22 protein-coding genes are annotated in these 21867 nt (G+C 63.1%); 6 read left to right on the top strand and 16 right to left on the bottom strand.

The features are described 5' to 3' along the window. Positions 1 to 80: 80 nt before the first annotated feature. From AC1RUK_RS05025 to AC1RUK_RS04970, 12 genes are all read right to left on the bottom strand, one after another. Positions 81 to 815 carry an FCD domain-containing protein gene (locus tag AC1RUK_RS05025; RefSeq protein WP_481836535.1) on the bottom strand — a complete coding sequence of 245 codons (735 nt, stop codon included), beginning with the start codon at positions 813 to 815 and terminating at the stop codon, positions 81 to 83. A 109-nt stretch (positions 816 to 924) separates the two neighbouring features. Next, positions 925 to 1779 carry an S-formylglutathione hydrolase gene (gene fghA, locus AC1RUK_RS05020; RefSeq protein ID WP_481836536.1) on the bottom strand — a complete coding sequence of 285 codons (855 nt, stop codon included), beginning with the start codon at positions 1777 to 1779 and terminating at the stop codon, positions 925 to 927. A gap of 157 nt (positions 1780 to 1936) precedes the next feature. Beyond that, complete coding sequence (locus AC1RUK_RS05015; protein ID WP_481836537.1) at positions 1937 to 3064, bottom strand: S-(hydroxymethyl)glutathione dehydrogenase/class III alcohol dehydrogenase; 1128 nt, start codon at positions 3062 to 3064, stop codon at positions 1937 to 1939. A 76-nt stretch (positions 3065 to 3140) separates the two neighbouring features. Then, positions 3141 to 4139 carry an SRPBCC family protein gene (locus AC1RUK_RS05010; protein ID WP_481836538.1) on the bottom strand — a complete coding sequence of 333 codons (999 nt, stop codon included), beginning with the start codon at positions 4137 to 4139 and terminating at the stop codon, positions 3141 to 3143. A gap of 48 nt (positions 4140 to 4187) precedes the next feature. Next, positions 4188 to 4916 (bottom strand): ABC transporter ATP-binding protein, encoded by a 729-nt coding sequence (locus AC1RUK_RS05005; RefSeq protein WP_481836539.1) that lies wholly within the window; start codon positions 4914 to 4916, stop codon positions 4188 to 4190. Then, positions 4909 to 5643 carry an ABC transporter ATP-binding protein gene (locus tag AC1RUK_RS05000; protein ID WP_481836540.1) on the bottom strand — a complete coding sequence of 245 codons (735 nt, stop codon included), beginning with the start codon at positions 5641 to 5643 and terminating at the stop codon, positions 4909 to 4911. The genes AC1RUK_RS05005 and AC1RUK_RS05000 overlap by 8 nt, the downstream gene beginning before the upstream one ends. Continuing rightward, positions 5640 to 6608 (bottom strand): branched-chain amino acid ABC transporter permease, encoded by a 969-nt coding sequence (locus AC1RUK_RS04995; protein ID WP_481836541.1) that lies wholly within the window; start codon positions 6606 to 6608, stop codon positions 5640 to 5642. The genes AC1RUK_RS05000 and AC1RUK_RS04995 overlap by 4 nt, the downstream gene beginning before the upstream one ends. Continuing rightward, on the bottom strand, positions 6608 to 7474 hold the full coding sequence (locus AC1RUK_RS04990; RefSeq protein ID WP_481840194.1) for a branched-chain amino acid ABC transporter permease: 867 nt from the start codon (positions 7472 to 7474) through the stop codon (positions 6608 to 6610). Before AC1RUK_RS04990 ends, AC1RUK_RS04995 begins: the two co-directional genes overlap by 1 nt. Positions 7475 to 7535: 61 nt before the next feature. Next, positions 7536 to 8744 (bottom strand): amino acid ABC transporter substrate-binding protein, encoded by a 1209-nt coding sequence (locus tag AC1RUK_RS04985; RefSeq protein WP_481836543.1) that lies wholly within the window; start codon positions 8742 to 8744, stop codon positions 7536 to 7538. Positions 8745 to 9105: 361 nt separating this feature from the next. After that, positions 9106 to 10308 carry an NAD(P)/FAD-dependent oxidoreductase gene (locus tag AC1RUK_RS04980; RefSeq protein ID WP_481836544.1) on the bottom strand — a complete coding sequence of 401 codons (1203 nt, stop codon included), beginning with the start codon at positions 10306 to 10308 and terminating at the stop codon, positions 9106 to 9108. Between the two features lie 72 nt (positions 10309 to 10380). Beyond that, positions 10381 to 10698 (bottom strand): 2Fe-2S iron-sulfur cluster-binding protein, encoded by a 318-nt coding sequence (locus AC1RUK_RS04975; RefSeq protein ID WP_481836545.1) that lies wholly within the window; start codon positions 10696 to 10698, stop codon positions 10381 to 10383. An 11-nt stretch (positions 10699 to 10709) separates the two neighbouring features. Next, on the bottom strand, positions 10710 to 11891 hold the full coding sequence (locus tag AC1RUK_RS04970; RefSeq protein ID WP_481836546.1) for a cytochrome P450: 1182 nt from the start codon (positions 11889 to 11891) through the stop codon (positions 10710 to 10712). Positions 11892 to 11959: 68 nt separating this feature from the next. Here AC1RUK_RS04970 and AC1RUK_RS04965 point away from each other — a divergent pair, with 68 nt between their 5' ends. Next, the gene (locus tag AC1RUK_RS04965; RefSeq protein WP_481836547.1) at positions 11960 to 12922 is read left to right on the top strand and encodes a LysR family transcriptional regulator; all 963 of its coding nucleotides are present in this window, start codon (positions 11960 to 11962) and stop codon (positions 12920 to 12922) included. A 130-nt stretch (positions 12923 to 13052) separates the two neighbouring features. Here AC1RUK_RS04965 and AC1RUK_RS04960 read toward each other — a convergent pair whose 3' ends face one another. Continuing rightward, the gene (locus AC1RUK_RS04960) at positions 13053 to 13595 is read right to left on the bottom strand and encodes a cupin domain-containing protein (RefSeq protein WP_481836548.1); all 543 of its coding nucleotides are present in this window, start codon (positions 13593 to 13595) and stop codon (positions 13053 to 13055) included. A 61-nt stretch (positions 13596 to 13656) separates the two neighbouring features. Then, positions 13657 to 14757 (bottom strand): alcohol dehydrogenase catalytic domain-containing protein, encoded by a 1101-nt coding sequence (locus tag AC1RUK_RS04955; RefSeq protein ID WP_481839574.1) that lies wholly within the window; start codon positions 14755 to 14757, stop codon positions 13657 to 13659. A 361-nt stretch (positions 14758 to 15118) separates the two neighbouring features. Between AC1RUK_RS04955 and AC1RUK_RS04950 the strand changes: the two genes are divergently transcribed. The 5 genes from AC1RUK_RS04950 to AC1RUK_RS04930 all read left to right on the top strand — a co-directional run bounded on the left by AC1RUK_RS04950 (position 15119) and on the right by AC1RUK_RS04930 (position 20583). Further along, the gene (locus AC1RUK_RS04950; protein ID WP_481836549.1) at positions 15119 to 15913 is read left to right on the top strand and encodes a fumarylacetoacetate hydrolase family protein; all 795 of its coding nucleotides are present in this window, start codon (positions 15119 to 15121) and stop codon (positions 15911 to 15913) included. A gap of 191 nt (positions 15914 to 16104) precedes the next feature. Beyond that, complete coding sequence (locus AC1RUK_RS04945; protein ID WP_481840193.1) at positions 16105 to 16917, top strand: VOC family protein; 813 nt, start codon at positions 16105 to 16107, stop codon at positions 16915 to 16917. 87 nt (positions 16918 to 17004) lie between these two features. Then, the gene (locus AC1RUK_RS04940; protein WP_481836550.1) at positions 17005 to 17886 is read left to right on the top strand and encodes an alpha/beta hydrolase; all 882 of its coding nucleotides are present in this window, start codon (positions 17005 to 17007) and stop codon (positions 17884 to 17886) included. Positions 17887 to 17912: 26 nt separating this feature from the next. Then, entirely contained in the window at positions 17913 to 18950 is a 1038-nt protein-coding gene (locus AC1RUK_RS04935; RefSeq protein ID WP_481836551.1) for an Ldh family oxidoreductase, read from the top strand. Positions 18951 to 19014: 64 nt separating this feature from the next. Continuing rightward, positions 19015 to 20583 carry a bifunctional 3-(3-hydroxy-phenyl)propionate/3-hydroxycinnamic acid hydroxylase gene (locus AC1RUK_RS04930; RefSeq protein ID WP_481836552.1) on the top strand — a complete coding sequence of 523 codons (1569 nt, stop codon included), beginning with the start codon at positions 19015 to 19017 and terminating at the stop codon, positions 20581 to 20583. A 45-nt stretch (positions 20584 to 20628) separates the two neighbouring features. On the opposite strand, the gene AC1RUK_RS04925 is transcribed toward AC1RUK_RS04930, so the two are convergent. Both AC1RUK_RS04925 and AC1RUK_RS04920 read right to left on the bottom strand, forming a co-directional pair. Then, positions 20629 to 21249 carry a TetR/AcrR family transcriptional regulator gene (locus AC1RUK_RS04925; RefSeq protein WP_481836553.1) on the bottom strand — a complete coding sequence of 207 codons (621 nt, stop codon included), beginning with the start codon at positions 21247 to 21249 and terminating at the stop codon, positions 20629 to 20631. Positions 21250 to 21306: 57 nt separating this feature from the next. Beyond that, complete coding sequence (locus tag AC1RUK_RS04920; RefSeq protein ID WP_481836554.1) at positions 21307 to 21651, bottom strand: DoxX family protein; 345 nt, start codon at positions 21649 to 21651, stop codon at positions 21307 to 21309. Positions 21652 to 21867 lie beyond the last annotated feature (216 nt).

Below are 21867 nucleotides of genomic sequence, written 5' to 3'. Positions count from 1 at the left end.
AAGCCTGCCGGACACTCTGCTTGCGCGCGATGGCAAGACGCCGATCCTATCGGATTGCGCCAGGTGAAACTTGCCGCGGCCTACTCTGCGGCCACGGGATCCGAACGCTTGAAAGGATCGCCCGACCCACCTTGCGCGAAAAGGTGGCTTGCATGGGCAATGACGTTCTCGGTCGTCTCGCGGATATGCCGGTCGACCAGATCCTGCGCCGTGGCGGTGTCGCGGGCGATGACCCTGTCCATGATCATCTTGTGCTCGACGTCCTTTGCGCGCCATTGCGGGCGAAACTGCGAGGACATCCTGCGGTAGCGGTGGGCGCGCTCAAAGAGCTTCTGCCGGATCTCGAGCAGATTGGGCGAGCCGCATGCAGCGACCAGCGACAGGTGGAACGCACTGTGCAACGTTGCCCATTCGTCGGAGAGATAGTAGCTCGCACCAAGCCGGCTTTGCAGGCGATCCATCCGATGGAACGCAGCCATGATGTCCGCCTCCCAGCGATCGTCGCCACGATCGATCGCCAGCTTGATGCATTGCCTTTCGACGAGCACACGGACATCCGTCAGATCGTTGAGATCGAAGAGCGAGACCGGCGCGACCAGGAATCCGCGCTGCCCCTCCGCCACAACAAGGCCTTCGGCCACCAGCCGCGACAGGGCTTCGCGCAGGGTGGAAAAGCTGACTTCATACAACTCCCGCAGCGTCTCGAAGCGCAGCTTGGTTCCCGGCTTCAAGGCACAGCTGATGATGTCGCTCCGCATGCGCGCCAACACATCCCCGGCGCGTGTCTCTCCGGCGGGCTTGAAGGTGTTACCCATGCATACGACTCCGCATTGAATTATCGCGGAGATTACTGCGGATTTTCGAAATAATCAAACCTGTCGCATCGAAGTGGCGGGATACCGGCCAAGGCGGGCGTGTTGGGTCTCAGCCGTTAAGCAACAGCCTCTCGGCATGCCAGCGCAGATGGTCGTCCATGAAGGTCGAAATGAAGAAATACGAATGGTCGTATCCATCCTGCATGCGCAGTTTCAGCGGAATGCCGGCCTTGGCGCAGGCCGCCTCCAGGTGCCAGGGCCTTAGCCCGTCATTCAGGAACCCGTCCGATGTCCCCTGGTCGACGAGAAATTCCTGAAAGCGGTGCCCATCCTCAATGAGCGATGTGGTGTCGTAGATCCGCCACGAGGCTTCATCCATGCCGAGGTATTTTTCGAGGGCCGGCCTCGACCAGCCGGCTGTGCTTGGCTGCACGATCGGTGCGAAGGCCGAGCAACTCCTGAACCGCTCCGGGTTTTTCAAGGCGATGGTCAGTGCGCCGTGTCCGCCCATCGAATGGCCCGTGATGGCCTGGCGCGACATGTCTGCCGGAAAATTCGCAGCGATCAACGCCGGCAGTTCCTCGGCGATATAGGAATACATCCGGTAGTTCTTCGCATAAGGCTCCTGCGTCGCATCGAGGTAAAAACCGGCGCCGCAGCCAAACTGCCAATTGTCCTTCTCGTCGGGGATTTCGGTGCCGCGCGGACTGGTGTCCGGACAGACGATGATCAGGCCAAGTTCGGCGGCCATGCGCCTGTATTCGCCTTTGTCCATGACATTTTGATGGGTGCAGGTCAGACCCGACAAATACCACACCACCGGGCAAGGCGTTTCCTCAGCCTGTGGAGGCACGAAAACGGCGAACGTCATGTCGCAAGAGCAACTCGTCGACAGGTGCGAATAGACGCCCTGCACCCCGCCATGGGATTTTGCCTGGGAGATGGTCTTCATGGGTTCCGGCATGTCGTCCTTCTCCACCAATTCCAAGCGCCAAAATGATAGCCATCTACGGCATCGGCTGCGGCCACGGCAACCCTGGTGGATCAGATTGCCCGATGTCGGGGCGGCACCAGCATTCTAAGGGCACAGTGCCTTCAAGTGGGCGTGTCACGCGAGGCGATCAGTAAACCACAACGCTGCGAATGCTCTCACCGGCATGCATGAGATCAAAGCCCTTGTTGATGTCTTCGAGTTTCAGCGTGTGGGTGATCATCGGATTGATCTGGATCTTGCCGTCCATGTACCAGTCGACGATCCGCGGCACATCGGTGCGGCCACGCGCGCCGCCGAAGGCGGTTCCCATCCAGGTGCGCCCGGTGACCAACTGGAACGGCCTGGTCGAGATCTCCTGGCCGGCGCCGGCCACCCCGATGACGACCGACTTGCCCCAGCCGCGATGCGAGGCTTCCAGCGCCTGGCGCATCACCTTGGTGCTGCCGGTGCAGTCGAATGTGTAGTCGGCGCCACCGATCTGGTCCGCACCGCGCTTGGTCATGTTGACCAGATGAGGAACGACGTCGCCGTCGATCTCCTTCGGATTGACGAAATGCGTCATGCCGAATTTCTCGCCCCAGGGCTTCTTGTCGTTGTTCAGATCGACGCCGATGATCATGTCGGCGCCGGCAAGCTTCAGGCCCTGGATGACATTCAAGCCGATGCCGCCGAGACCGAAGACCACCGCAGTAGCGCCTTGCTCGACCTTGGCGGTGTTGATCACAGCCCCGATGCCGGTGGTGACGCCGCAGCCGATGTAGCAGATCTTGTCGAAGGGGGCGTCGGGATTGACCTTGGCCAGCGCGATCTCGGGCAGCACGGTGAAGTTCGAGAAGGTCGAGCAGCCCATATAGTGGAAGATCTTGTCCTTGCCGATCGAGAAGCGCGACGAGCCATCGGGCATCAAGCCCTGGCCCTGCGTGGCGCGGATCGCGGTGCACAGATTGGTCTTGCGCGACAGGCAGGACGGGCACTGGCGGCATTCGGGCGTATAGAGCGGGATGACATGGTCGCCCTTCTTGACCGAGGTGACGCCCTTGCCGACATCGACGACGATACCGGCGCCTTCATGGCCGAGGATTGCCGGAAACAGGCCTTCCGGATCGGCGCCCGACAGCGTGAATTCATCGGTGTGGCAGATGCCGGTCGCCTTGATCTCGACCAGCACCTCGCCATCGCGCGGGCCTTCGAGGTCGACCTCCATGATCTCCAGCGGCTTTCCGGCGGCAACAGCGACAGCGGCGCGCGTTTTCATGCGTTTGCTCCAATTTTTTGTTCGCATAGGCCTGCCGTCGACAAGCGGTTCTTAACGGCTCGGGCACGGACCGCCGCTAGCCGACCGCTTTCGCGAGCTTCACCTTGTGCCAGGCGATGATGTCCATCAGTTCCGGCGAGAATGCGTCATAGGCGGGAACCCCCGCCTGCGCCAGTGCGCGACGCACGCTGGCCATGCCGGTCGCCGGCATCCCGGTTTCCACGACCGAAGACACAAAGGCCGCGAATTCGATCGTCGGCTGGTGCCCGTCCGTCGCCAATTCGGGATGCACGAATTCAAGCCCGTAGAAATGGTGATCCGGATCAGACACCTTGCCGACCATATGCGTCCCGCAAGACCTGCAGCGGTGGCGTTCGATCTTCTGCGTGGCGTCCACGGCCTCGAGCTTGTCGCCCTGCACCGCGACGGAGATGCTGCCGGCCGGCACGACGGCAATCTGCGCAAAAACGGCACCGGCAGGCTTCCAGCATTTCGAACAGCCGCACAGATGGTTATGCGCCACCGCCTGGTCCACCGCGATCTCCACCGGCTCGCTGGCACATCTGCAGCGCGCGGTGAATGCGCCAACCGCCGAAGCGGAAGCGTCTCGACCGACAGCCGGGTGCAGCACGGCGGTCTCGCCGCGCAGCGCCTCCGCCCGCGCCTTCAGCGCGCGGTTCAGGTCGTGATAGGCCGTTCGCAGGTTGGTATCGATGCTGGGCCAGCGCTCGTCGGCCATCGGACCATCGAAGACCTCGTTGTGGCGGACCCGCGTGCCGCCATTTCCGGTCGGCTCCAAGATGAAGATGTGCTCCGCGCTGAACACGCCTCCGGGCGCCTGACTCAACCAGCGCAGTTCCCGCGCCCCCACGATGCGGGTGATGGTCGGCGTGACCTCGCGCTCGGGTACGTTGGGCTGGCGCAGGGTCCCGACGACCCGCTGTCCGACCGTCGTGCGTCCGCGCAGCGCCGGCAAGGCCGGATTCCACTCAGCATAGCGCTCGATGTCGTCCAGCACGGCCCACACGGTCTGTGGCGGCGCGTCGATGACGATCTCGGTTTCAAGCAAGCGCATGGGGCATCCTCATTCCTGGATCAGATTGTGTTGGCGTGCGGCAGCGCGCTAATGCGCGACCGTCGCGGCGACGGCGCCGAGATAGGCGCTCATGACCTTTGGATCGTTGAGCAAATTCGGCGCCGTGTCCTCTCCCACGATCCTTCCCGTTTCGATCAGGTAGCCGCGATCGGCGGTCTTGAGGCTCAGCCGCGCGTTCTGCTCGACAAGCAGAATGCCGAAACCTTCGGCGGCGATGATGGCCAGTGACTTGAACAGCTCCTTGGACAGCAGCGGCGACAGACCGAGGGAGGGCTCGTCCAGCATCAGTATGTCCGGCTTCGACATCAGCGCCCTGCCGATCGCGACCATCTGCTGCTCGCCTCCCGACATCGTCTGCGCCAATTGGCGACGGCGTTCGGCGAGGCGGGGGAACAGGCCGTAGACAAAATCAAACATCTTGGCCGCGTCAGCCTTCGCGCGCCTGGCATGGCTTCCAAGTCGCAGGTTCTCCGCCACGGTGAGCTCGCCAAAGATGCCTCGGCCTTCCGGAACGAGCGCGATCCCCTCCTCCACCATCAGATGGGCGTCGAGTTTCGTGACGTCCTTGCCGTTCATGACGATCCTGGTGCCGGCCTCCGTCCCGACGAGCCCGGCGACAGCGCCGAGGAAGCTGGACTTTCCGGCGCCGTTGGCACCCAGGATGACGCATATCTCGCCTTTGGAAACGCGTGCGGAAACGCCTTCGAGCGCGACGTGGCGTCCGTAGCGGACGCCGAGATTGGAGACCTCAAGCATCGTCGTCATCCCCCAGATAGGCGCGGACAACCTCCGGATCGGCCAGGACGTTGGCCGAGATGCCGTCGGCGATCTTCGTACCGGAATTCATGACCACGCAGCGTTGGCAAAGCGAGCGGATGGCATCCATCACATGCTCGACCATGATGATCGTCCGGCCCTGCGCGCTGATCTCGCGGATGAGCTCCATGCCGATCCTGAGCTCGCTGGGATTGAGGCCGGCGAGCCACTCGTCGAGCAGCAGGACGTGAGGGTTGCCCGCAAGGGCACGGGCGAGCTCGATCCTCTTCTGGTCGATGTAGGTCATCGCCGTGACTGGAACGTCCTCGCGACCCTTCAGCCCGACCCGTTCCAGCAGATCGCGGGCCAGCGCCAGCGCTTCGTCACCCCAGAGCCTGTTGTGCCCGAAGACGGCGCCGGCGACGACGTTCTCCAGCGCGCTCATCGACGGCAGAACGCGTACCAACTGGAAGGTCCGGGCGACCCCGATCCGGGCGATCTTGTGGGCCGGCAGCCCGGCGATGGGCTGACCGGACAGCAAGATACCGCCCGACGTGGGCGACAGCGCCCCTGATATCAGGTTGAGCATCGTGGTCTTGCCCGAACCGTTCGGGCCGATCAGTCCCAGCAGTTCGCCCTTGGCGACGTCGAAGCTCACGTCATTCACGGCGACGAGGCCGCCGAAGGCCTTGCGCACCCGATTGATGGTAAGGAGAGGAACGCTCATCTGCCCTCCTCGATGGTCGTCGTCAGCAAGCTTTTGTCGGTTGGGCGGCGGCGACGGAACAGGCTTTCCAGCTGTCCCGTGACGCCGTCGGGAAGCACATAGACGATCGCCAGGAAGGCTATTCCGACGATCACTGCGGTCTGGTTCGGGAAGTGGCCCGAGATGAAGTCCATCACCAGGGTGAACGGCACAACGCCGACAAGGGGACCCCACAGGCGGCGTGTCCCGCCAAGCAGTGCCATGATGACCACGAAGAAGGACGTCATCGGATTGAACGCCGCGTCCGGCGTTATGTAGGAATAACGGGGCGCCATGATCGCGCCGGCCACGGCAATGAAGGCTCCCGAGACCGCGAACAGGATGATCCTGGCACGAGCAGTGTCGACACCGACATGGCGCGCCACGGCCTCGTCATTGCCGATGATGCGCAAGGCCAGGCCGAGCCGGGACCTGTTGATGAGCCATCCGGTCACGAACACGATCACCGTCAGCGCAAGCAGCATCCAGTAGAGATGCGCCTCGGTGAGATCGGTGAAGACGTAGAGCCCGATCGTGCCACCGAAATTGGTCTGCACCCAGGTCACGATCTGGCCCATGAGCTCGGCAAGGCCGAGGGTGAAGATCACGAAATAGACGCCCGACAGCCTGAGCGTCGCCAATCCGACCAGTATGGCCAGCAAGGCACCGGCAGCGACGGCGATGAGGACAAGGGCGGGGAAAGGCAGGACGTCGACGAAGATCGCGACCGAATAGGTTCCGACCCCGAAGAAGGCGGCGCTTGCGAGCGAGACCAGATGCGTCGGTCCGGAAAAGAGCGCCCAGGCCGTGCATATGGCCGCATAGAGCATGATGTTGACGCTGAGCGACAACCAGAACCCCTCGGTGACCAAGGGAAGAATGGCCAGCACAGCCGCGCTGGCCAGGCCGGCGCCAACAGCCAGAAGTTCATTGCGCGGGATGTTCATCACGCCGGCCGCTTTCCGAAGATGCCCTGCGGCCGGAGCAGCAGAACGAGGATGAAAAGGGCGTAGTTGGCCGCCAGCGTCAGCCCCGGATCCAGCAGGCTGGCGACGAGCGTCTCGGTCAGGCCAAGCACGAGGGCGGCAAGAACCGCGCCGCGAATGTCGCCGACACCGCCCATGATGACGATGATCAGCGCCTTCATGGTGAACAGCACGCCCATCGACGTGTTGAACGTATAGAAGGTCGACAGCAGCGTGCCGGCGCAGGCCGTGATCGCTCCTCCCAGGGCAAAGGCAAAGGCCGCCGTCCTGCGCACATCGATTGCCACGAGCCGTGCGGCGCGCGGATCGACGGCGACGGCGCGAACCGCCGTGCCGCGGTCGGTGTGGTAGAGGAAGACGTAGAGTGCCGCGGCAATGACGGCCGCGGCGACAAAAGCCACGACGCGGTTCAGGCCGAACGAGTTGCCCATGATCGAGAATGGCTGGGCGAGGAACTCATAGTTGAAATAGGACCCGCCGAAGGCCTGCAGCATCAGCCCCTGGAACAGGAACAGCAGTCCAAAAGTCGCCAGGATCGAATCGACCTCGAGCATGCCGCGGTTCTTGGCCCGCTTCACCAGCGGCTGCATCAGCCAGGCATAAATCAGCCAGTTGATGACGAAGGCGCCGGGGCCGATCACCAGCAGGCCCACAAGCGGATTGATCCCGTAGCCCGTATACAGCCAGAAGGTGACGAAGCACGCGGCTACGAGCGTCTCGCCGTTGGCAAGATTCATTATCCGCGCCACGCCGTACTGGAGCGTGAGCCCGAGCGCGATGAGCGTATAGGTGCCCCCAAGGAGCAGGCCTGTCAGCAGGATGAGCATTGGTACTCTCGCAGTGAGGGCCCGGCGCCACGAGGACGCCGAGGCCCCTGGGAGGATCGGATCAGTTGCTGGGCCAGGCGGGCTTGATCACTGGCTGCTGCGCGCCCTGCAGGTTGCCCGTCGCCCTGACGCCATGAACGACACCATCGCTCCACTGGCCCACCGTCCAGTTGTTGTTGTTGATGTTGTTGTCGAAGTGGACATCGCCAATGACGGTCTTGAAGGTGCCCGACTGGATTTCCTTGTTGAGCGCTTCCTTGTCCAGGCTGCCGACGTGCTCGACGGCCTGCTGCAGAATCTCCAGGCTGGCATAGGCCACCGGGCTCGCCCACCAATCGGCTTCCTGACCCGTCAGCTCTAGGTGCTCCTTGCGATAGGCCTGGAAGACGGGGTCGCTCGCATTGACGCCGCCCATGATCAAGACCCCGTTGGCAGCGGCGCCAAAGCGCTTTCCGTAAGCGTCGAGATTGCCGCCGACGCTGACGAAGAATGCCTTGACGTCGAACTTCTGCAACTGCGCCTGCTCGGTGAGAGCGAAGCTGTCCGGCGGGTAGGAGTAGGCGACGAAGGCGTCGGCATTCGCCGCCTTGGCGCTTGCTATCACGGGAGCGACGTCCTGGTTGCCGAGCGGATAGGAGCTTTCGTAGACGATATCGAAACCGGCCTGCTTGAGCGCGGGCTTGCCGGTCTTGATCATCTCGAGGCCGAAGGCATCGGAGACGTTGACCACCGCGACGCGGTTGCCGATCTTGCCGGCGTCGCGCAGATCCTTGAGCGTGCCGACGATACCGTCGGCGATGCCCTGCGCCGGACCGAGCAGCCAGAACGTGTTCGGCCAGCGCTTGACGAATTGGTCGAGATCGTTGGCATTGCCGGTGGAGACGATCTGCGGGTAGCCATATTTCGCGATCAGCGGGGCAGTCGCGAGATTGAGGCCTGTCGAATATGGCGGGATGATCAGGTCGACCTGGTCCTGGGTGGCGAGACGCTGGATGTTCTTGACCGCCTCTTCCGGCGACGACTTGTCGTCATACTCGACGATCTCGATCGGCCGCATCTGATCGCCGACCTTGAGGCCGCCGGCCTTGTTCACTTTCTCGGCCCACAGCTTGATGTTCGGCCAAAGCACGCCTGACGCGCCGCCCGCGAGCGGCCCGGTCTTGGAGGCGCTGACGCCGATCCTGACCGGGTCCTGCGCCAAGGCGGCGCCGAACATGCCGACCGCCAAGGCCGCCGAAAGCATGAGTACGTTGAAACTGCGTCGCAACATCGATTCCTCCCAGTTCTGGTTGCAGTGGGCGCTCCCTCGCCTCGCGGCTCGCGAGAACGAGGTGATCGCCCGATCCTCCTAGCGAAATTGCTTAGGCCATTTTCCTCCGATGATCCAGTTAATTTCGCAATATCCAATATTTTCGTTATTTTTTGCGAGTGACGATATTCCTCGCCCGACCCGAGGCGACTTGGCCGGAGCACGACAGTTGCGCCCGCCCAAGACCACTTCCGCCTCACATCATCAAGATACCATATAGTATTCAGATACGATACAGGATGTCAATATCAAAAGTCTGCCGGTGCGCTCTGCTTCCCTGCTTTGTCCGTCAGGCGATGCGGAAACGCGGGGCTTGCCGGCCTCATTTCGAGCTCGCCAAAGCCTCGAGCGCCAGCACCGGATCCGCTACCTGAGCGGGGTCGGGGCTGGCCGACACGGCAAGGAGGCGCTTTCCGATCAGATAGTCGCGCGGCGCATTCAGCCCATCGACGGCGACGAACTGCCCCTCGCGGTAGTACCAGTGAGACCGTCCTGGGCCGGCCCCCTGCCTGACAACCACCGTATCGCCCGGTCTGGACAGGCCGGCGATCTGCAGCTTGAGATCGAATTGATCCGACCAGAACCATGGCTTCGGCTTGTAGGGCTGGCGCGCGCCCATGATGTTGCGGGCGACCAGGTCGGCGCTGTCGATTGCGTTGCCGACGCTCTCCATCCGCAGCCCTCCTCCCGGTAAGGAGAAATTGGCGCAATCGCCGGCGGCCCAGATGAACGGGTCGTCCGTGCGCCCGTACGCGTCGGCGGCAATTCCGTTGTCGACGGCAAGGCCCAGCTCGGCCGCCAGCGCCGTTTTCGGCATGCCGCCGATTCCCGCCACGACGACGTCGGCGGCGATGATCGTACCGTCGCCGAGCCTCGCGCCGGCCACGTGGTCAGTGCCCAACAACTCGTTCACCGCCTTGCCGAGATGAAACGTCACGCCCCTGGAGCGGTGAAGTTCTTCGACAGCCCTCGCCGTCTCCGCCGAGGCCACCCGTGCGAGCAGCCGATCGGCGGCTTCCACCACATCCACTGTCATGCCGAGCCCACGCGCGACCGCAGCGATCTCAAGGCCGATATACCCACCGCCGATGACAAGGAGCTTGCCGCTCGTTTCAAGCGCGGGCCGCAACGCATCGATGTCGGCGAGCGTGCGAATCGTGAAGATGCCCGCGAGGTCGCGCGAGATCGACTGCGGAAGCTTTCGAGCGGTCGATCCCGTTGCGAGCACGAGACGGTCGTAGGCAAGCATGCCGCCATCGGCGAGACATACGCGCCGCGGGGCGCGGTCGATGGATGCGACGCGCGTTCCCAGGCGCAACGCGATCCGGTTCTTTGCGTACCAGTCCTCCGCTTTCAGCTTCAGCCTGTCGCGCTCGAGCTCGCCGAGAAGATAGGCCTTCGACAGCGGAGGACGCTGGTAGGGAGCATCGGGCTCATCTCCGATCAGGGTGAGCGATCCCGCGAAGCCGTTCGTCCGCAGCTTTTCGGCCGTGGACAGGCCGGCCTGTCCGGCGCCGACGATCACGATGCTGCTTTCGTTGCCGGGTATGGCGGCGGCGGGATGATCGGTGTCGCGGAACATGGCCAGCCGCAACCGCTAGGCGGCCGGAACGCGGACGGAAACGTTGTCCAGCACGTCGCTGACCCTGATCTGGCAGCTCAGCCGGCTACCGGATTCGCGCGGCGCTTCGGCGAAGTCCAGCATGTCGTTTTCATGCTCGCTGATGGGTCCGAGCGCCGACATGATTTCCTCGGGAAGCACGACATGGCATGTGGCGCAGGCGGCCGAGCCGTTGCATTCGGCGATGATGCCCGGAACGCTGTTTTCAAGTGCGGTTTCCATCAAGGTGCGGCCGTTCTGGGCCTCTATGGCGAGTTCCGCGCCGTCCGCGAGGAGGAACCTGATTTTCGGCATGACAGTCTCCCTCAAGCGTCCCAGACAACGGGCATGTGCGTGGGGCCACGAAACACCCAGCCGCGGATGCGGACGAGTTCCGGATCCTTGAGCCTGAGATTACGCAGCCGCTCGAACACCGTCGGCACGGCGATCTGGCTCACCAGCGCGCGCGACACCCATGTGCCGGCGCAGAAATGCGATCCGGCGCCGAACGCCAGGTGGGACTTCTTCTCCCGGAACACATCGAACTTCTCCGGATCGCTGAAACGGCGGTCGTCGTGGTTGGCAGCACCGACGCACAGACCGACCTGCTCGCCCTCGCGGACCAGGGTCCCCGAGATCTCCGTGTCGCGGGTCAGGCGGCGCGGATACATGCCGATCGGCGAAATCCAGCGCACCGCTTCCTCGAAGGCCTGCGCCCAGAGCGAAGGCTCGGCGCGAATGCGCGCGAGTTGGTCCGGGTTCTGCAGCAGGCCAAGGATCAGCGTAAGGATCGAGTCGCGGGTCTCGTTCAGCCCGCCCCCGATCGCGACCTTGATGTTGGCGTAGATCTGCTCGACCGTCTGCGGAGGATCGGCCTGGAGCATCGAAGACAGCATCGAAGGATTTGGATTGTCCCGATGATGGGGAAGCATCCTGTCGACGGCGCTCTCGACGCCGCTGGCTGCCTCCTTCGCCTTACGCGCGATCTCCGGGTTGTGCGAGTAGTTGCCGGAACCGTCGATCAGCGACTGCGACCACAGTGCCATCGTGCGCCAGTCGACGCCGTCGAAACCCAATATGTCGGCCAGTGCGCGTGCCGCGATCGGCGCCGCGAGCTCCTCGAAAAGCTCGGCCTCGCCCTTGTGCTCGATCTGCGAAATAACGTCGTCGCAAATGGCCCGCATGGGGTCGGCCCAGCACCGCTTGACGACGCCAGGCCGCAGGCTCGGATCCATCGCCGCTCTTTCGCGGGCATGGTCATCGCCGTCCTTGCGCATCAAATTCGGCCCGATCACCGTGTTCAGCAGCGACTGCGGATTGATGGAGGAAAACGTCTCGGGGTCGCGTTCGATGGCCATGACGTCGTCGAAGCGCGTGACCATCATGATGTTGGCCGCCTCGACTTTGACGACCGGCCCGAGATCGCGGACGCGCTTGAAGACCGGATACGGATTGGCAAGCAGGTCTTCGAACGCAACGTCGTCGACCACTTTCACGGCTTCGCTCATGATTTCCTCCCTGTCAGGCGACGAGGTACGAAATCGGCGTGTATTCAGCAATGCGATGGGTTAGATAGATGTCATCGAAAATTTGCATGGAGGAAATGGCCGTGCTCTCCGACGACCTTGCCAGCATAGATCTCGCGGCGCTGCAGACGCTTGTCGCCGTGCAGGACCGCGCCTCGTTTTCCGACGCTTCCCAGCTTCTCGGTGTCAATCAGTCCACCATAAGCTACGCCATCAAGAGGCTGCGAAAGGCTTTCAACGATCCGCTGTTCGTCCGCCAGGGCAACGCGATCGTGGCAACCGACAAGGGCGAGGAGCTCGCCCAGCATGCGCGCGGCATCCTCGAACAGATGGCGGCGCTCTCTTCGCCTTCGGGTTTTCACCCGGCCACGGCCGAGGGAAGCGTGACGGTCTCCTGCAACCACCATGAGCGCATGTTCGTTATTCCCGACTTCGTACGCCGGGCGCAAGCGGAGGCGCCGAAAGCGACGATCCACGTCTTCGAATCCGCCGTCGACGGCAAGCAGCAGCTAAAGCAGAACACGTGTGACATCGTGCTGGGACCCCTAGCGATCCTCGGCGACATCTACTACCGCAGGAAACTGTTCACCGATCACTACGCCTGCGTCATGGACCCGGCGCACCCGTTGGCGCGGGGAACGCCAGCACTCGACCGCTACTGCGCCGCGCGGCATGTCGCGGTCACGCACAATGGGCGTTGGGAGGCTCTCTACTTCGCCGCGTTGCGCGCAACAGGCATCGAACTCCAGCCGGAAGTCACCGTGTCGAGCCACGACATATTGGAGCGGCTGATTCCGGGCTCGGAGCTGGTGGCCACGATTCCGTATCGACTGGCGCGTCGCCTTTCGGACAGGCTCGCTTTGCGTCCCTTCCCGATGGATGTCTTCATTCAGGTCGACATGTACTGGACCGAGCGCACGCACCATTCCGGCCTGCATCGCTGGGCTCGCCAGATCCTGGCCGAGGTCGCCGAGCAGAATCTTGGCGACGGGGATTCGCACAAGACCGGATGACCGCCTGCCGGGCGGACAGTAAATCTGGGGCAGACGAAGCCGTGCCGCGCAAGCGGAGCACAGGTGTGGGACGCGCTTTGTGCCGGGACAGACCGCGCCGGATAGACGATCCGCCCGGGAGTGCCGCCGCCTAGACCGTGGTCGCGCCGAGCATGACGACCGAGACCGTCACCGGCTGGGCGAAGGGATTGCGCCAGGCGTGACGCGCGCCCTGCTGCACGACCGTATCGCCCTGCTTCAACTCGACGGCCTTGCCGTCGTCGAGCTCGAGGACGAGCCGGCCCTTGACGACTGTCACGTAGTCGACCGTCGGCGTCTGGTGCATGCCGGGATTGTCCATCTCGAAGCGCTCGGCGATGCCGGGCGCCGCCTTCAGATGCTCCGGTCCCGCCAGCTCAGGCTTCCAATCGGGCGACATCATCACGCTGTCCGGCGGAAAGGTGATCATCCAGAATACCGAACCCCCGACCGAAGCGAGCATCGTGCTCTCGCTCGCCATCGGATCGACGCCGCCTTGTTTGGTCAAATCCGGCGTCCCGTCGATCTTCCACTGCGGGGACGAAACGAAGCCGGGCGTGTGCTGCAGCGCCATTTCGCGTGGCGAGGCGCCATCGCTGATGAATACCGATCTTCCTGCTGCGTTCTTTCCGGTGACGACGCGGCGAATGTTCATGTCTTGATCCTCCCAGACAACATGGATACCATCCGGTATCAGCATACCCATACGTATGCAATTACGGATGGATCACAAAATTCGAGAACCCGCCATGGCGCTGGGCGATACCCGAAATGGCCTCATTGACCTTGCTCATGGGCGTCGCCTGGGTTTCCAGGAGATCGAAGCTGACCTTGCCGATCCCGACGAGGTCGGCCATTTCCTGACCCTCGGAGGTCGTCAGCCATGCCGAACCGATGAGACGCTGGTTGCGGTCCATCATCATGTGCACGTCGATGGGAACCGCGCCCATCACGGCGCCGATGTCGACGGCGATACCGCCGCGGCGCAGCGCCCTGAGGCCCGCCAGGAAAGGCTCTTGCGGCGTGCCGGGACCGTTGCAGTCGATGAAGGCGTCGACCCCCTCGCCTTGCGCCGTCCTGGAACGCGCCCATTCGTCGGGCGATCCGTCGTCCAGCGAATGTGTCTCGATGATACCGGGCGCCAGCGCTTCGATCTCCTTCAGCAGCTTCCTGTCGCGACCGGTGCCGAGAATCTTCTTGACCCCGAACGACGGGCCGAACACCGCGATCGATATGCCGAGCGTGCCGGAGATGCCATTGACAAGGATCGTGTCGCCGGGACCGACCTGCGCTTTCTTCAGAGCGGAATAGCCGGTGCCCATGTAGCCGAGCCGCGCCGCCTGATCGAAGGTCATGTTGTCGGGAAGTGCCACGATCGCCGATGCCGGCGCGGCCATGTACTCGGAAATGCCGCCGACCGGGTAGTCTTCGAATGTCTGAAGGGCATCGTGACTGAAGCCGAAATAACCTTGGAAAGCGTAGTGGCGGCAGGAGATCGTATCGCCGCGCCGGCAATGACGGCAGCTGCCGCAGGAGCGCCCCGGATTAACGTAGACGCGATCCCCGGGCTTCAAAGCGTGGACCTGACTGCCGACTGCCGCGATTTCGCCGGCCGGGTCGAGTCCAAAGATCGCGGGCAGCGGCGGCTGCGGCATGTGGGGAAACCAGGTCGGCCACATCGCCAGGATGTTGGCGAGGTTCGGCACGATGCCGCACGATCTGACGCGAACAAGCACGTCCATCGACCCAAGCTTCGGGACCGGCACTTCCTCGATCCTCAGCTGGCCGCCGATCTCGTGCATGCGCGCGACCTTCATCGTCTGCGGAATTGCTGTCACGTCGATACCTCCCGTTCGCTCAAACCAGTGCAGGCCGTGCTTTTCGGCGCACACATGGGCCTCCTCCCGAGGCCAGATCGGTGGTCGCATAGTTTTTTCGAAATATCAATCATTTTTCGTAACCTTGTGACGATGACCGAGGCTCGGCACCGCGCCCAAGCAGTGATCGGGCCCCATTTCGGCTTGAGATCGGTTGCTTTGCCCCTTCCTACGATGACTTGCCTATTTTCGAAAATCCGGTTTACTCCGAGTCGGGAGTACCTGCTTTCAGGGTACGTCGTAAATGGGTGAGCCTTTGAAATTCGCTTCTTTCGCTGAACGCAACGGTGCCGGCTACGGAATGGTTGACGGTGAAATCATCCTGCGGCTGGATTCCGTTTCCGGCGCGCCGCCGGATCTCAAAGCCTATCTCGATAGCCGGTTTCCCGACCTCACGCCCGATGAACGCGATCTCGAAGCCTTGCCGCTGGCTGAAGTCAGCCTGCTGCCGCCAATTCCCAACCCAGGCAAGATCTTCTGCGTCGCCACCAACTTCCACGAGGATGACAAGCCGGCGCCGCAGTTCCCGCTGCTGTTCATGCGCCACGCGCAAGCACAGACCGGCCATGGAGGCGCGATCCTGAAGCCTGCGGTTTCCGACAAGCTGGATTTCGAGGGTGAGTTGGCGGTGATCATCGGCCGCCGCGCACACAAGATCGCGCGCGCCGAAGCGATGGCGTACGTCGCCGGCTATGCATGCTTCAACGAGGGGAGCGTACGCGACTGGCAGAGACACTCGAGCCAGTTTACGGCCGGAAAGAACTTTTACCACAGCGGCGCGTTCGGCCCCTGGATGGTCTGTGCGCGCGAGATTCCGGATCCGGCACGTCTCCGTCTGGAGAGCCGGGTCAATGGCGCGACCAGGCAGTCGATCGCGATCGACCGCATGATCTTCGATATCCCCTGGCTGATCTCCTACATCTCGACCTTTGCTCCGCTTGACCCTGGCGACGTCATCGTTACCGGCACCCCATCGGGCTTCGGCGCCAGCCGCAGCCCGCCGGAGTTCCTTTTCCCCGGCGATGAGGTCGAGATCGAAATCCAGGGCATTGGAACCCTGCGCAACACGGTGGTCGCAGACAGCTTCGAGTTCTAATATTTCGTAATAAAATACGATTTTCGAAATTTGTTGCCATCGAGCCGAGTTTGATCTAAGCAGGTCGCCAGGGCCAAGTAGCGGCCGCAAGAGGAGAATGGTGATGCACCTGGTGTTTGGGGTCGGTCACATAAAGCTGAATGTCCGTGACGTAGAAGCCGTGATCCACGAACTCGACGGAGATCCTCGGTTTGCGGGTCACCAGGCAGGATGCAGGCGAGACATGGCTGAGTTCGAACGGCCGCAAGGCCGAACTCGTGCTTCTCCACTCCGATGAGAATTCCTGCCACACGGTCGGGCTCGAAGCGCTGACCGCCGAGGCTGTCGCGGAAGCCGCCGCGCGCGTCGACGATGCCGGCTGCAGGATCCTCTCGCACGAACCCAGTCTGGCCTGCTGCGACGCAGGCGTGACATTCGCGACGCCAGATGGATTGCGCTTCGAAGTTCACACCCCGGCGCGCGACGATATGTACAATCCGCGCTACCCGACCAACGGCATCAAGCCGCGGCGGCTCGACCACATCAATCTCATCACGCCCGACCCGGTCGCCACAAGACGGCAGCTCTCCGAGATTTGCGGCATGCAGCTTACCGAGCGGATGGTCAACGAGGCGCTGAGCTGGATGCATGGCGGCAATCGCCAGCATCACATTCTGGGCCTGGTGAAGGGTCCGGTCGGGCTTCACCACTACTCTTTCGAATTCAGCCACTTCAGCGACTACTGCCGGCTCGGCGACATTCTCGACGGGTTCGACCGCCAGGTTCTTTGGGGGCCGGGCCGCCATCGTCCGGGCGACAACACCTACGCCTACTATCTGGATGCCAGCGGAGCGATGGTCGAGTGCTCCGGCGCCATGCACACGGTCGCCGACGACGCCCATTTCGTGCCCAACGTCATCACCAACCTGGAGCGTCCAGGAAACGTCCGCCAGATGAATGTCTGGGGGTCTCCCGCACCCCAGGAATGGCGCGAACACCATTTCCCATTCGCCAGGCTCGACTGATCCGAAAGGCGCGGCGGCAGACCACACAGGGAAGCAAGGCGAAGCAACTCGACTCGGGCGGGGCGCTGCTTCGGATAGGAGATTGCTATGCAGGAAAAACTGACGTTCGAATCCGACGGCCTGAAACTGTCGGCGGTACTGCACATTCCCGACAACCACCGTCCCGGACAGAAGCTGCCGGCCTTCATCGTCTCCCACGGCTTCGTCGGTTCCAAGGACGAGTCGCACGCCCAGATCCAGGCGGAGATGATGGAGACGTTCGGCTACGCCGCGCTGCGCTTCGACTTCCGCTGCTGCGGCGAGAGCGAGGGCGAGCGCGCCCAGGTGCGCTGCTTCGATCAGGTCGCGGACGCAAAGAACGCGCTGACCTTCCTCGCCAGGCGCCCTGAGATCGACCCAAAACGAATCGGCATCACCGGCCACAGCTTCGGCGCCGCGGTTTCGGTCTATACGGCAGGCGTCGACGAGCGGTTCGCCTGCGTCATCTCCTCATGTGGCTGGGGTCACGGCGAGCGGAAATTCCGTGGCCAGCACCCGACCCCCGAAGCCTGGGAGCGTTTCATGGGCCTGCTCGAGAAGGGGCGCGAGCACAAGCGCGCGACGGGCGAAAGCATGTGGATCTCGCGGTTCGACGCTGTGCCGATCCCGGAAAAATTGCGCAAGAACCTGTCGCCCAAGGCGATCATGGAAATCCCGACCGAGACGGCATGGAGCATGATGAACTTCAGGGCGGAGGATGTGGTTGCCAACATCGCGCCCCGGCCCGCTTTGTTCTTCCACACCGCCGACGATATCATCACGCCGACCGAGCAGTCCATCCGCCTGTTCGAGAAGGCCGGGCAGCCGGCGGAACTGATGCTGATCACAGGCACGGCCCATTTCCCGCTCGCACCGGAGGACGCGCCACGCACCAAGATGATGCTCAAGGGCTGGCTCGACAAATTCTTCCCGGCAACGCCGACAGCTTGATGCGGCCAGACCAGGAGACATTCGGCATGCCCGTCGCCCAGGAAAGCGAACTGACCGAGTTTGCGACCGCGCTGCTCAATGCTGCCGGCTATACGCCGGACGAGGCGGCACAGAGCGCGCGGCTGCTGGTATGGGCAAATCTGCGCGGCGCGGATTCGCACGGTGTCCTCAGGATCCCGCGCTACATCGAGATGATCGAGACCGCTGTCGTGCGCGCCGGTCAACAGCCGAAGCTGATCCGGGAGTTCGGGGCGACCTGCGTCTTCGATTACGGAAAGGCGCCGGGCGCCGTCGCCATGATGCATGCGGCCGGCAAAGCCGGCGATCTGGCGGAAGCGTTCGGCATCGGCTGGTGCGGCGCCCGCGATATATCCCATGCCGGCGCGATCGGCTATTTCACCACCCAACTGGCCGAACGCGGGCTCATCGGCATTGCCATGACCGCGTCGAGACCGCTCATGAGCTATTTTGGCGCGAAGGGCGAGGCCCTGTCGACCAATCCGCTGTCGATCGCCGTTCCGCGGTCTGGTGGCGCCGATCCGGTCGTGCTCGACATGTCTACTGCCGCCGTGGCGCTTGGCAAGATCATGGCGGCGAAGGATTCGGGCAACCCGATCCCCAAAGGCTGGGCCATCGACACCAACGGCGTTGAAACGCAGGACCCGCATAAGGTGGCAGCTATCCTGCCGATGGCCGGGCCGAAGGGATCCGGACTGTCGCTGATGATCGAAATCCTGTCGAGCGTGCTGGTGGGCAACGCCGTCATCGCGCCGTTCCTGCGCGGCGAGCAGAAAGGCGGCTTCAATGGCCTCATGCTTGCCATCGATCCCGCGGCCTTCGGCGACCCGTCGTCCTTTCTCGCCTCGGTGGAAAGCCTCGCCGGCGCGATCCATGCGCTCGATCCGGCAGCCGGCTCCGATGGCGTGAAACTACCCGGCGAACGCGGCTTCCAGACCGGGCGGGAGCGCACCGCCAACGGCATCCCGCTGGCGAAGGGCACGGCCAGGAATCTCGCCGATGCAGCCGTTCGGCTGGGGCTCACGGTGCCGACTTTCCTGCAGTGATGGCCGCGCGGCAGCTCGCACCAAGCCGGTCAACAGAGGACCGAAACCAACGGGGGTCTCACCGATGACGCAAGATGAGGTGGACGTCGTAGTGGTCGGGCTCGGCCCGGTCGGCATCACCTTGTGCAATCTTCTTGCGGCAGCAGGCGTCAGGGTAGGAGGCGTTGACGCCGCTGACGACGTCTATGCACTGCCTCGCGCGATCGGCATGGACCACGAGGTGATGCGGATCTTCCAGAACATCGGCGCGGCCGACGCCGTGGCCGCGGCCACGGGGCAATATCGCCCGTCGGAATACAGGTCCGCCGACGGGACCTTGTTGCGCCGGTTCGAGTCCCCTTCCGAGCCCTACCCGCTTGCCTGGCCGCCCTACCAGACCTTCCTGCAGCCGGAGCTTGAACGGGCTCTGCGTGCCAACGGCAAGAGGTTCCCCAACCTGGCGTTGCGCACAGGAATGGAGGTCGTCAGCCTTGAGAATCCCGAAAGACCGGTCCTGACGCTGCGCGACAAGGCGAGCGGCAGGCACACAAGGCGCACCCCGCGCTATGTCGTCGGTTGCGACGGCGCGAACAGCTTTATCCGGCGCAGCCTCGGCGTCGCGCTGGAGGACCTCGACTTCGACGAGCCGTGGCTCGTCGTGGACATGATACTGGAGGACCGGCGCGCGCCGTTACCGGAGACCAACGTCCAGTTCTGCGATCCCGCGCGACCACACACATTTGTGTGCGGGCCTGATCGGCTACGACGCTGGGAGTTCATGATCCTGCCGGGTGAAAGTCCGGCCGAGATCAATCACCCCGAGCGGATCTGGCAATTGCTTTCGCCCTGGCTCCGGCCGAATCAAGCCAGGCTATGGCGCTCGGCGACCTACAACTTCCACGCTCTTGTTGCGGAGCAGTGGCGGGTGGGCTGCGTCTTTCTTGCCGGCGATGCCTGCCACATGACCCCGCCGTTTCTCGCGCAAGGAATGGTGCAAGGCATCAAGGATGCTGCCAATCTTGCATGGAAGCTGGCCTATGTGATCGGCGGCGGATCGGAGCACCTCCTCGATACCTACCAGACCGAGCGCAGGCCGTTCATGCGCGAGGTCATCGACGTCACCAAGCGGCTGGGACAGTTCATCTGCGAGCTGGATCCGGACAAGGCGCAGGCGCGCGATGCCGAGATGGCTGCGGCCATGCAAGCGGGCCAAGGTGTCCAGGTCCGGCAGAACCTCTTCCCGCCCATCAGCCATGGGCTTGTCGCCAGCAACATCGATGGCTCGCCGAGCCCTGGCGCCGGCGAGCCATGTCCTCAACCCTGGATTATCGGGCCTTTCGGCCGGATGCGGCTCGACGATGCGTTGCCGCCAGGATTCCAGCTTCTCATCGCCGGCGACATGGACCCCTCGCCCAGCCTGTTGGAAAAGGTGCGGGAGGTGGGCATTGCCGTGCATCGCGTCGCGCAGGAGAAATCCTACCCTTCGCTGCTGGTGGAAGAGGACCGCGTCCTCGTCGACTGGCTGACCTCGAAGGGCGCGCGCGCCGCCCTGGTGCGGCCCGACCATGTGGTTTTCGGTACGGCAGCTGACGCAAGCGAGGCCGAGCAGCTCGTGTGTCAGCTGCGGACGATGCTGGCGACATCCGGCAAATGACGATGCATCGGTGGTGCGAGACTGGCCGGAACGCGTCGGAAGCGCCTATCCGTGTGCGGCTGGCTGCTTCATGTGGCGGTAGAGGTGGGCCAGATGCATTGAGGTGAGCGTAGCCCTCACCATCTCGCCTGGCGAATCGTCCTTCATGAAGCTGGAGAGACCGCCATAGATGAGTTCCAGAACGACGCCGCCCACATAAAGTGGTTCGATATCGGAACCGCCATGGGGAAAAAGCTTTCCGGACAGCAACTTGCCCAGACCTTCCCACTGGTCCTTGAACAGGCGCAGATGCCGCTCTTCCAGTGTGTTGTCGCGGCGGGCGATCCGCAACAGGTCGATGGCAAGCGTTCCCCACCGCTTGTCCTTCGCCCGCTGGTTGGCCCAATCGCACATCGTATCGATGATCTCTTTCGGGTCATCATAGCCGTCGAGCAGACCGGTGAGCTCGACCACGTCGCCACCGGCATGGCGCTCGAGCAGTTGAAGGAAGATGTCTTCCTTGTTCTCGAAGTTCGAATAGAAGGCGCCCTTCGAGTAGCCGGCTTCTTCCGCGATACGTTCAATGGTCGCGCCGGAATAGCCGTCGCGAGCCACGACTTCGCTCGCCGACAGCAAAAGCTTCTCACGGGTCAGAGCCTGGCTCTGTTCGCGCGTCAGTCGCGCCATCCTCTATCCTTCCAAGCTATCCATCGGGATACCTTTGGTATCCGAATTGGCCGAAGGTTAGAAGGCCGAAACAATACAGGCAAGCGCCCAGAAGATCGGGTATTCGGGGCCCATCAGCTGCCAGCGCCAGCGCGGTCCATTGATGCGCACCACCGCATAGGCTGCGCCCAGCAAGACAGCCACGGCGCAGGCGGCGCCCCACCGCGGATAAATGTTGAACACCATTCCAACGGAAGCAAGAACCTCCAGCGCTATCGTCAGCACGATGAAAGGCTTCCCGGGCTTCAGCCCGGCGGCTTCGAACGTCTTCGTCGCCTTTTCGAAATTCCTGATCTTTCCGACGAGATGCGGAACGAACCAGACCCCGCACAGAATGCGCAGGAGATCGATTGGCGTTAGCATGAACTCCGGCACTGATTCCTCCGTGTAGAACGTCGAAGGAACCGCCCGGCCCTTCCTCCCGTCCTTGTTTGCCATATCGGGCGACGTTCTCTCATCCAGCGGAGCCGAAGCGTTTGTCGCCAGGCCGCAACCGATGCGGCGTTCGCCGACATTTCCCGCAAATGCTATCGTCGGTGGAAATCGGCTCTTGCGTCACCCAATCCAGATACTATACGG

It is taken from the genome of Mesorhizobium monacense, assembly GCF_056781675.1.
Note: the sequence above shows the minus strand (reverse complement) of the source record. Positions and strands in the feature narration are given on the sequence as shown.

Excerpts from the sequence above, each read along its gene's own strand:
- AC1RUK_RS04965 (WP_481836547.1), top strand. The coding sequence starts at position 11,960 with ATGTCATCGAAAATTTGCATGGAGGAAATGGCCGTGCTCTCCGACGAC.
- AC1RUK_RS04925 (WP_481836553.1), bottom strand. The coding sequence starts at position 21,249 with ATGGCGCGACTGACGCGCGAACAGAGCCAGGCTCTGACCCGTGAGAAG.
- AC1RUK_RS04920 (WP_481836554.1), bottom strand. The coding sequence starts at position 21,651 with ATGCTAACGCCAATCGATCTCCTGCGCATTCTGTGCGGGGTCTGGTTC.
- AC1RUK_RS04970 (WP_481836546.1), bottom strand. The coding sequence starts at position 11,891 with ATGAGCGAAGCCGTGAAAGTGGTCGACGACGTTGCGTTCGAAGACCTG.
- AC1RUK_RS04935 (WP_481836551.1), top strand. The coding sequence starts at position 17,913 with ATGCCCGTCGCCCAGGAAAGCGAACTGACCGAGTTTGCGACCGCGCTG.
- AC1RUK_RS04960 (WP_481836548.1), bottom strand. The coding sequence starts at position 13,595 with ATGAACATTCGCCGCGTCGTCACCGGAAAGAACGCAGCAGGAAGATCG.
- AC1RUK_RS04990 (WP_481840194.1), bottom strand. The coding sequence starts at position 7,474 with ATGCTCATCCTGCTGACAGGCCTGCTCCTTGGGGGCACCTATACGCTC.
- AC1RUK_RS04955 (WP_481839574.1), bottom strand. The coding sequence starts at position 14,757 with ATGAAGGTCGCGCGCATGCACGAGATCGGCGGCCAGCTGAGGATCGAG.
- AC1RUK_RS04950 (WP_481836549.1), top strand. The coding sequence starts at position 15,119 with ATGGTTGACGGTGAAATCATCCTGCGGCTGGATTCCGTTTCCGGCGCG.
- AC1RUK_RS05010 (WP_481836538.1), bottom strand. The coding sequence starts at position 4,139 with ATGCGCTTGCTTGAAACCGAGATCGTCATCGACGCGCCGCCACAGACC.
- AC1RUK_RS05015 (WP_481836537.1), bottom strand. The coding sequence starts at position 3,064 with ATGAAAACGCGCGCCGCTGTCGCTGTTGCCGCCGGAAAGCCGCTGGAG.
- AC1RUK_RS04940 (WP_481836550.1), top strand. The coding sequence starts at position 17,005 with ATGCAGGAAAAACTGACGTTCGAATCCGACGGCCTGAAACTGTCGGCG.
- AC1RUK_RS04975 (WP_481836545.1), bottom strand. The coding sequence starts at position 10,698 with ATGCCGAAAATCAGGTTCCTCCTCGCGGACGGCGCGGAACTCGCCATA.
- AC1RUK_RS05005 (WP_481836539.1), bottom strand. The coding sequence starts at position 4,916 with ATGCTTGAGGTCTCCAATCTCGGCGTCCGCTACGGACGCCACGTCGCG.
- fghA (WP_481836536.1), bottom strand. The coding sequence starts at position 1,779 with ATGCCGGAACCCATGAAGACCATCTCCCAGGCAAAATCCCATGGCGGG.
- AC1RUK_RS04995 (WP_481836541.1), bottom strand. The coding sequence starts at position 6,608 with ATGAACATCCCGCGCAATGAACTTCTGGCTGTTGGCGCCGGCCTGGCC.
- AC1RUK_RS05025 (WP_481836535.1), bottom strand. The coding sequence starts at position 815 with ATGGGTAACACCTTCAAGCCCGCCGGAGAGACACGCGCCGGGGATGTG.
- AC1RUK_RS04985 (WP_481836543.1), bottom strand. The coding sequence starts at position 8,744 with ATGTTGCGACGCAGTTTCAACGTACTCATGCTTTCGGCGGCCTTGGCG.
- AC1RUK_RS05000 (WP_481836540.1), bottom strand. The coding sequence starts at position 5,643 with ATGAGCGTTCCTCTCCTTACCATCAATCGGGTGCGCAAGGCCTTCGGC.
- AC1RUK_RS04930 (WP_481836552.1), top strand. The coding sequence starts at position 19,015 with ATGACGCAAGATGAGGTGGACGTCGTAGTGGTCGGGCTCGGCCCGGTC.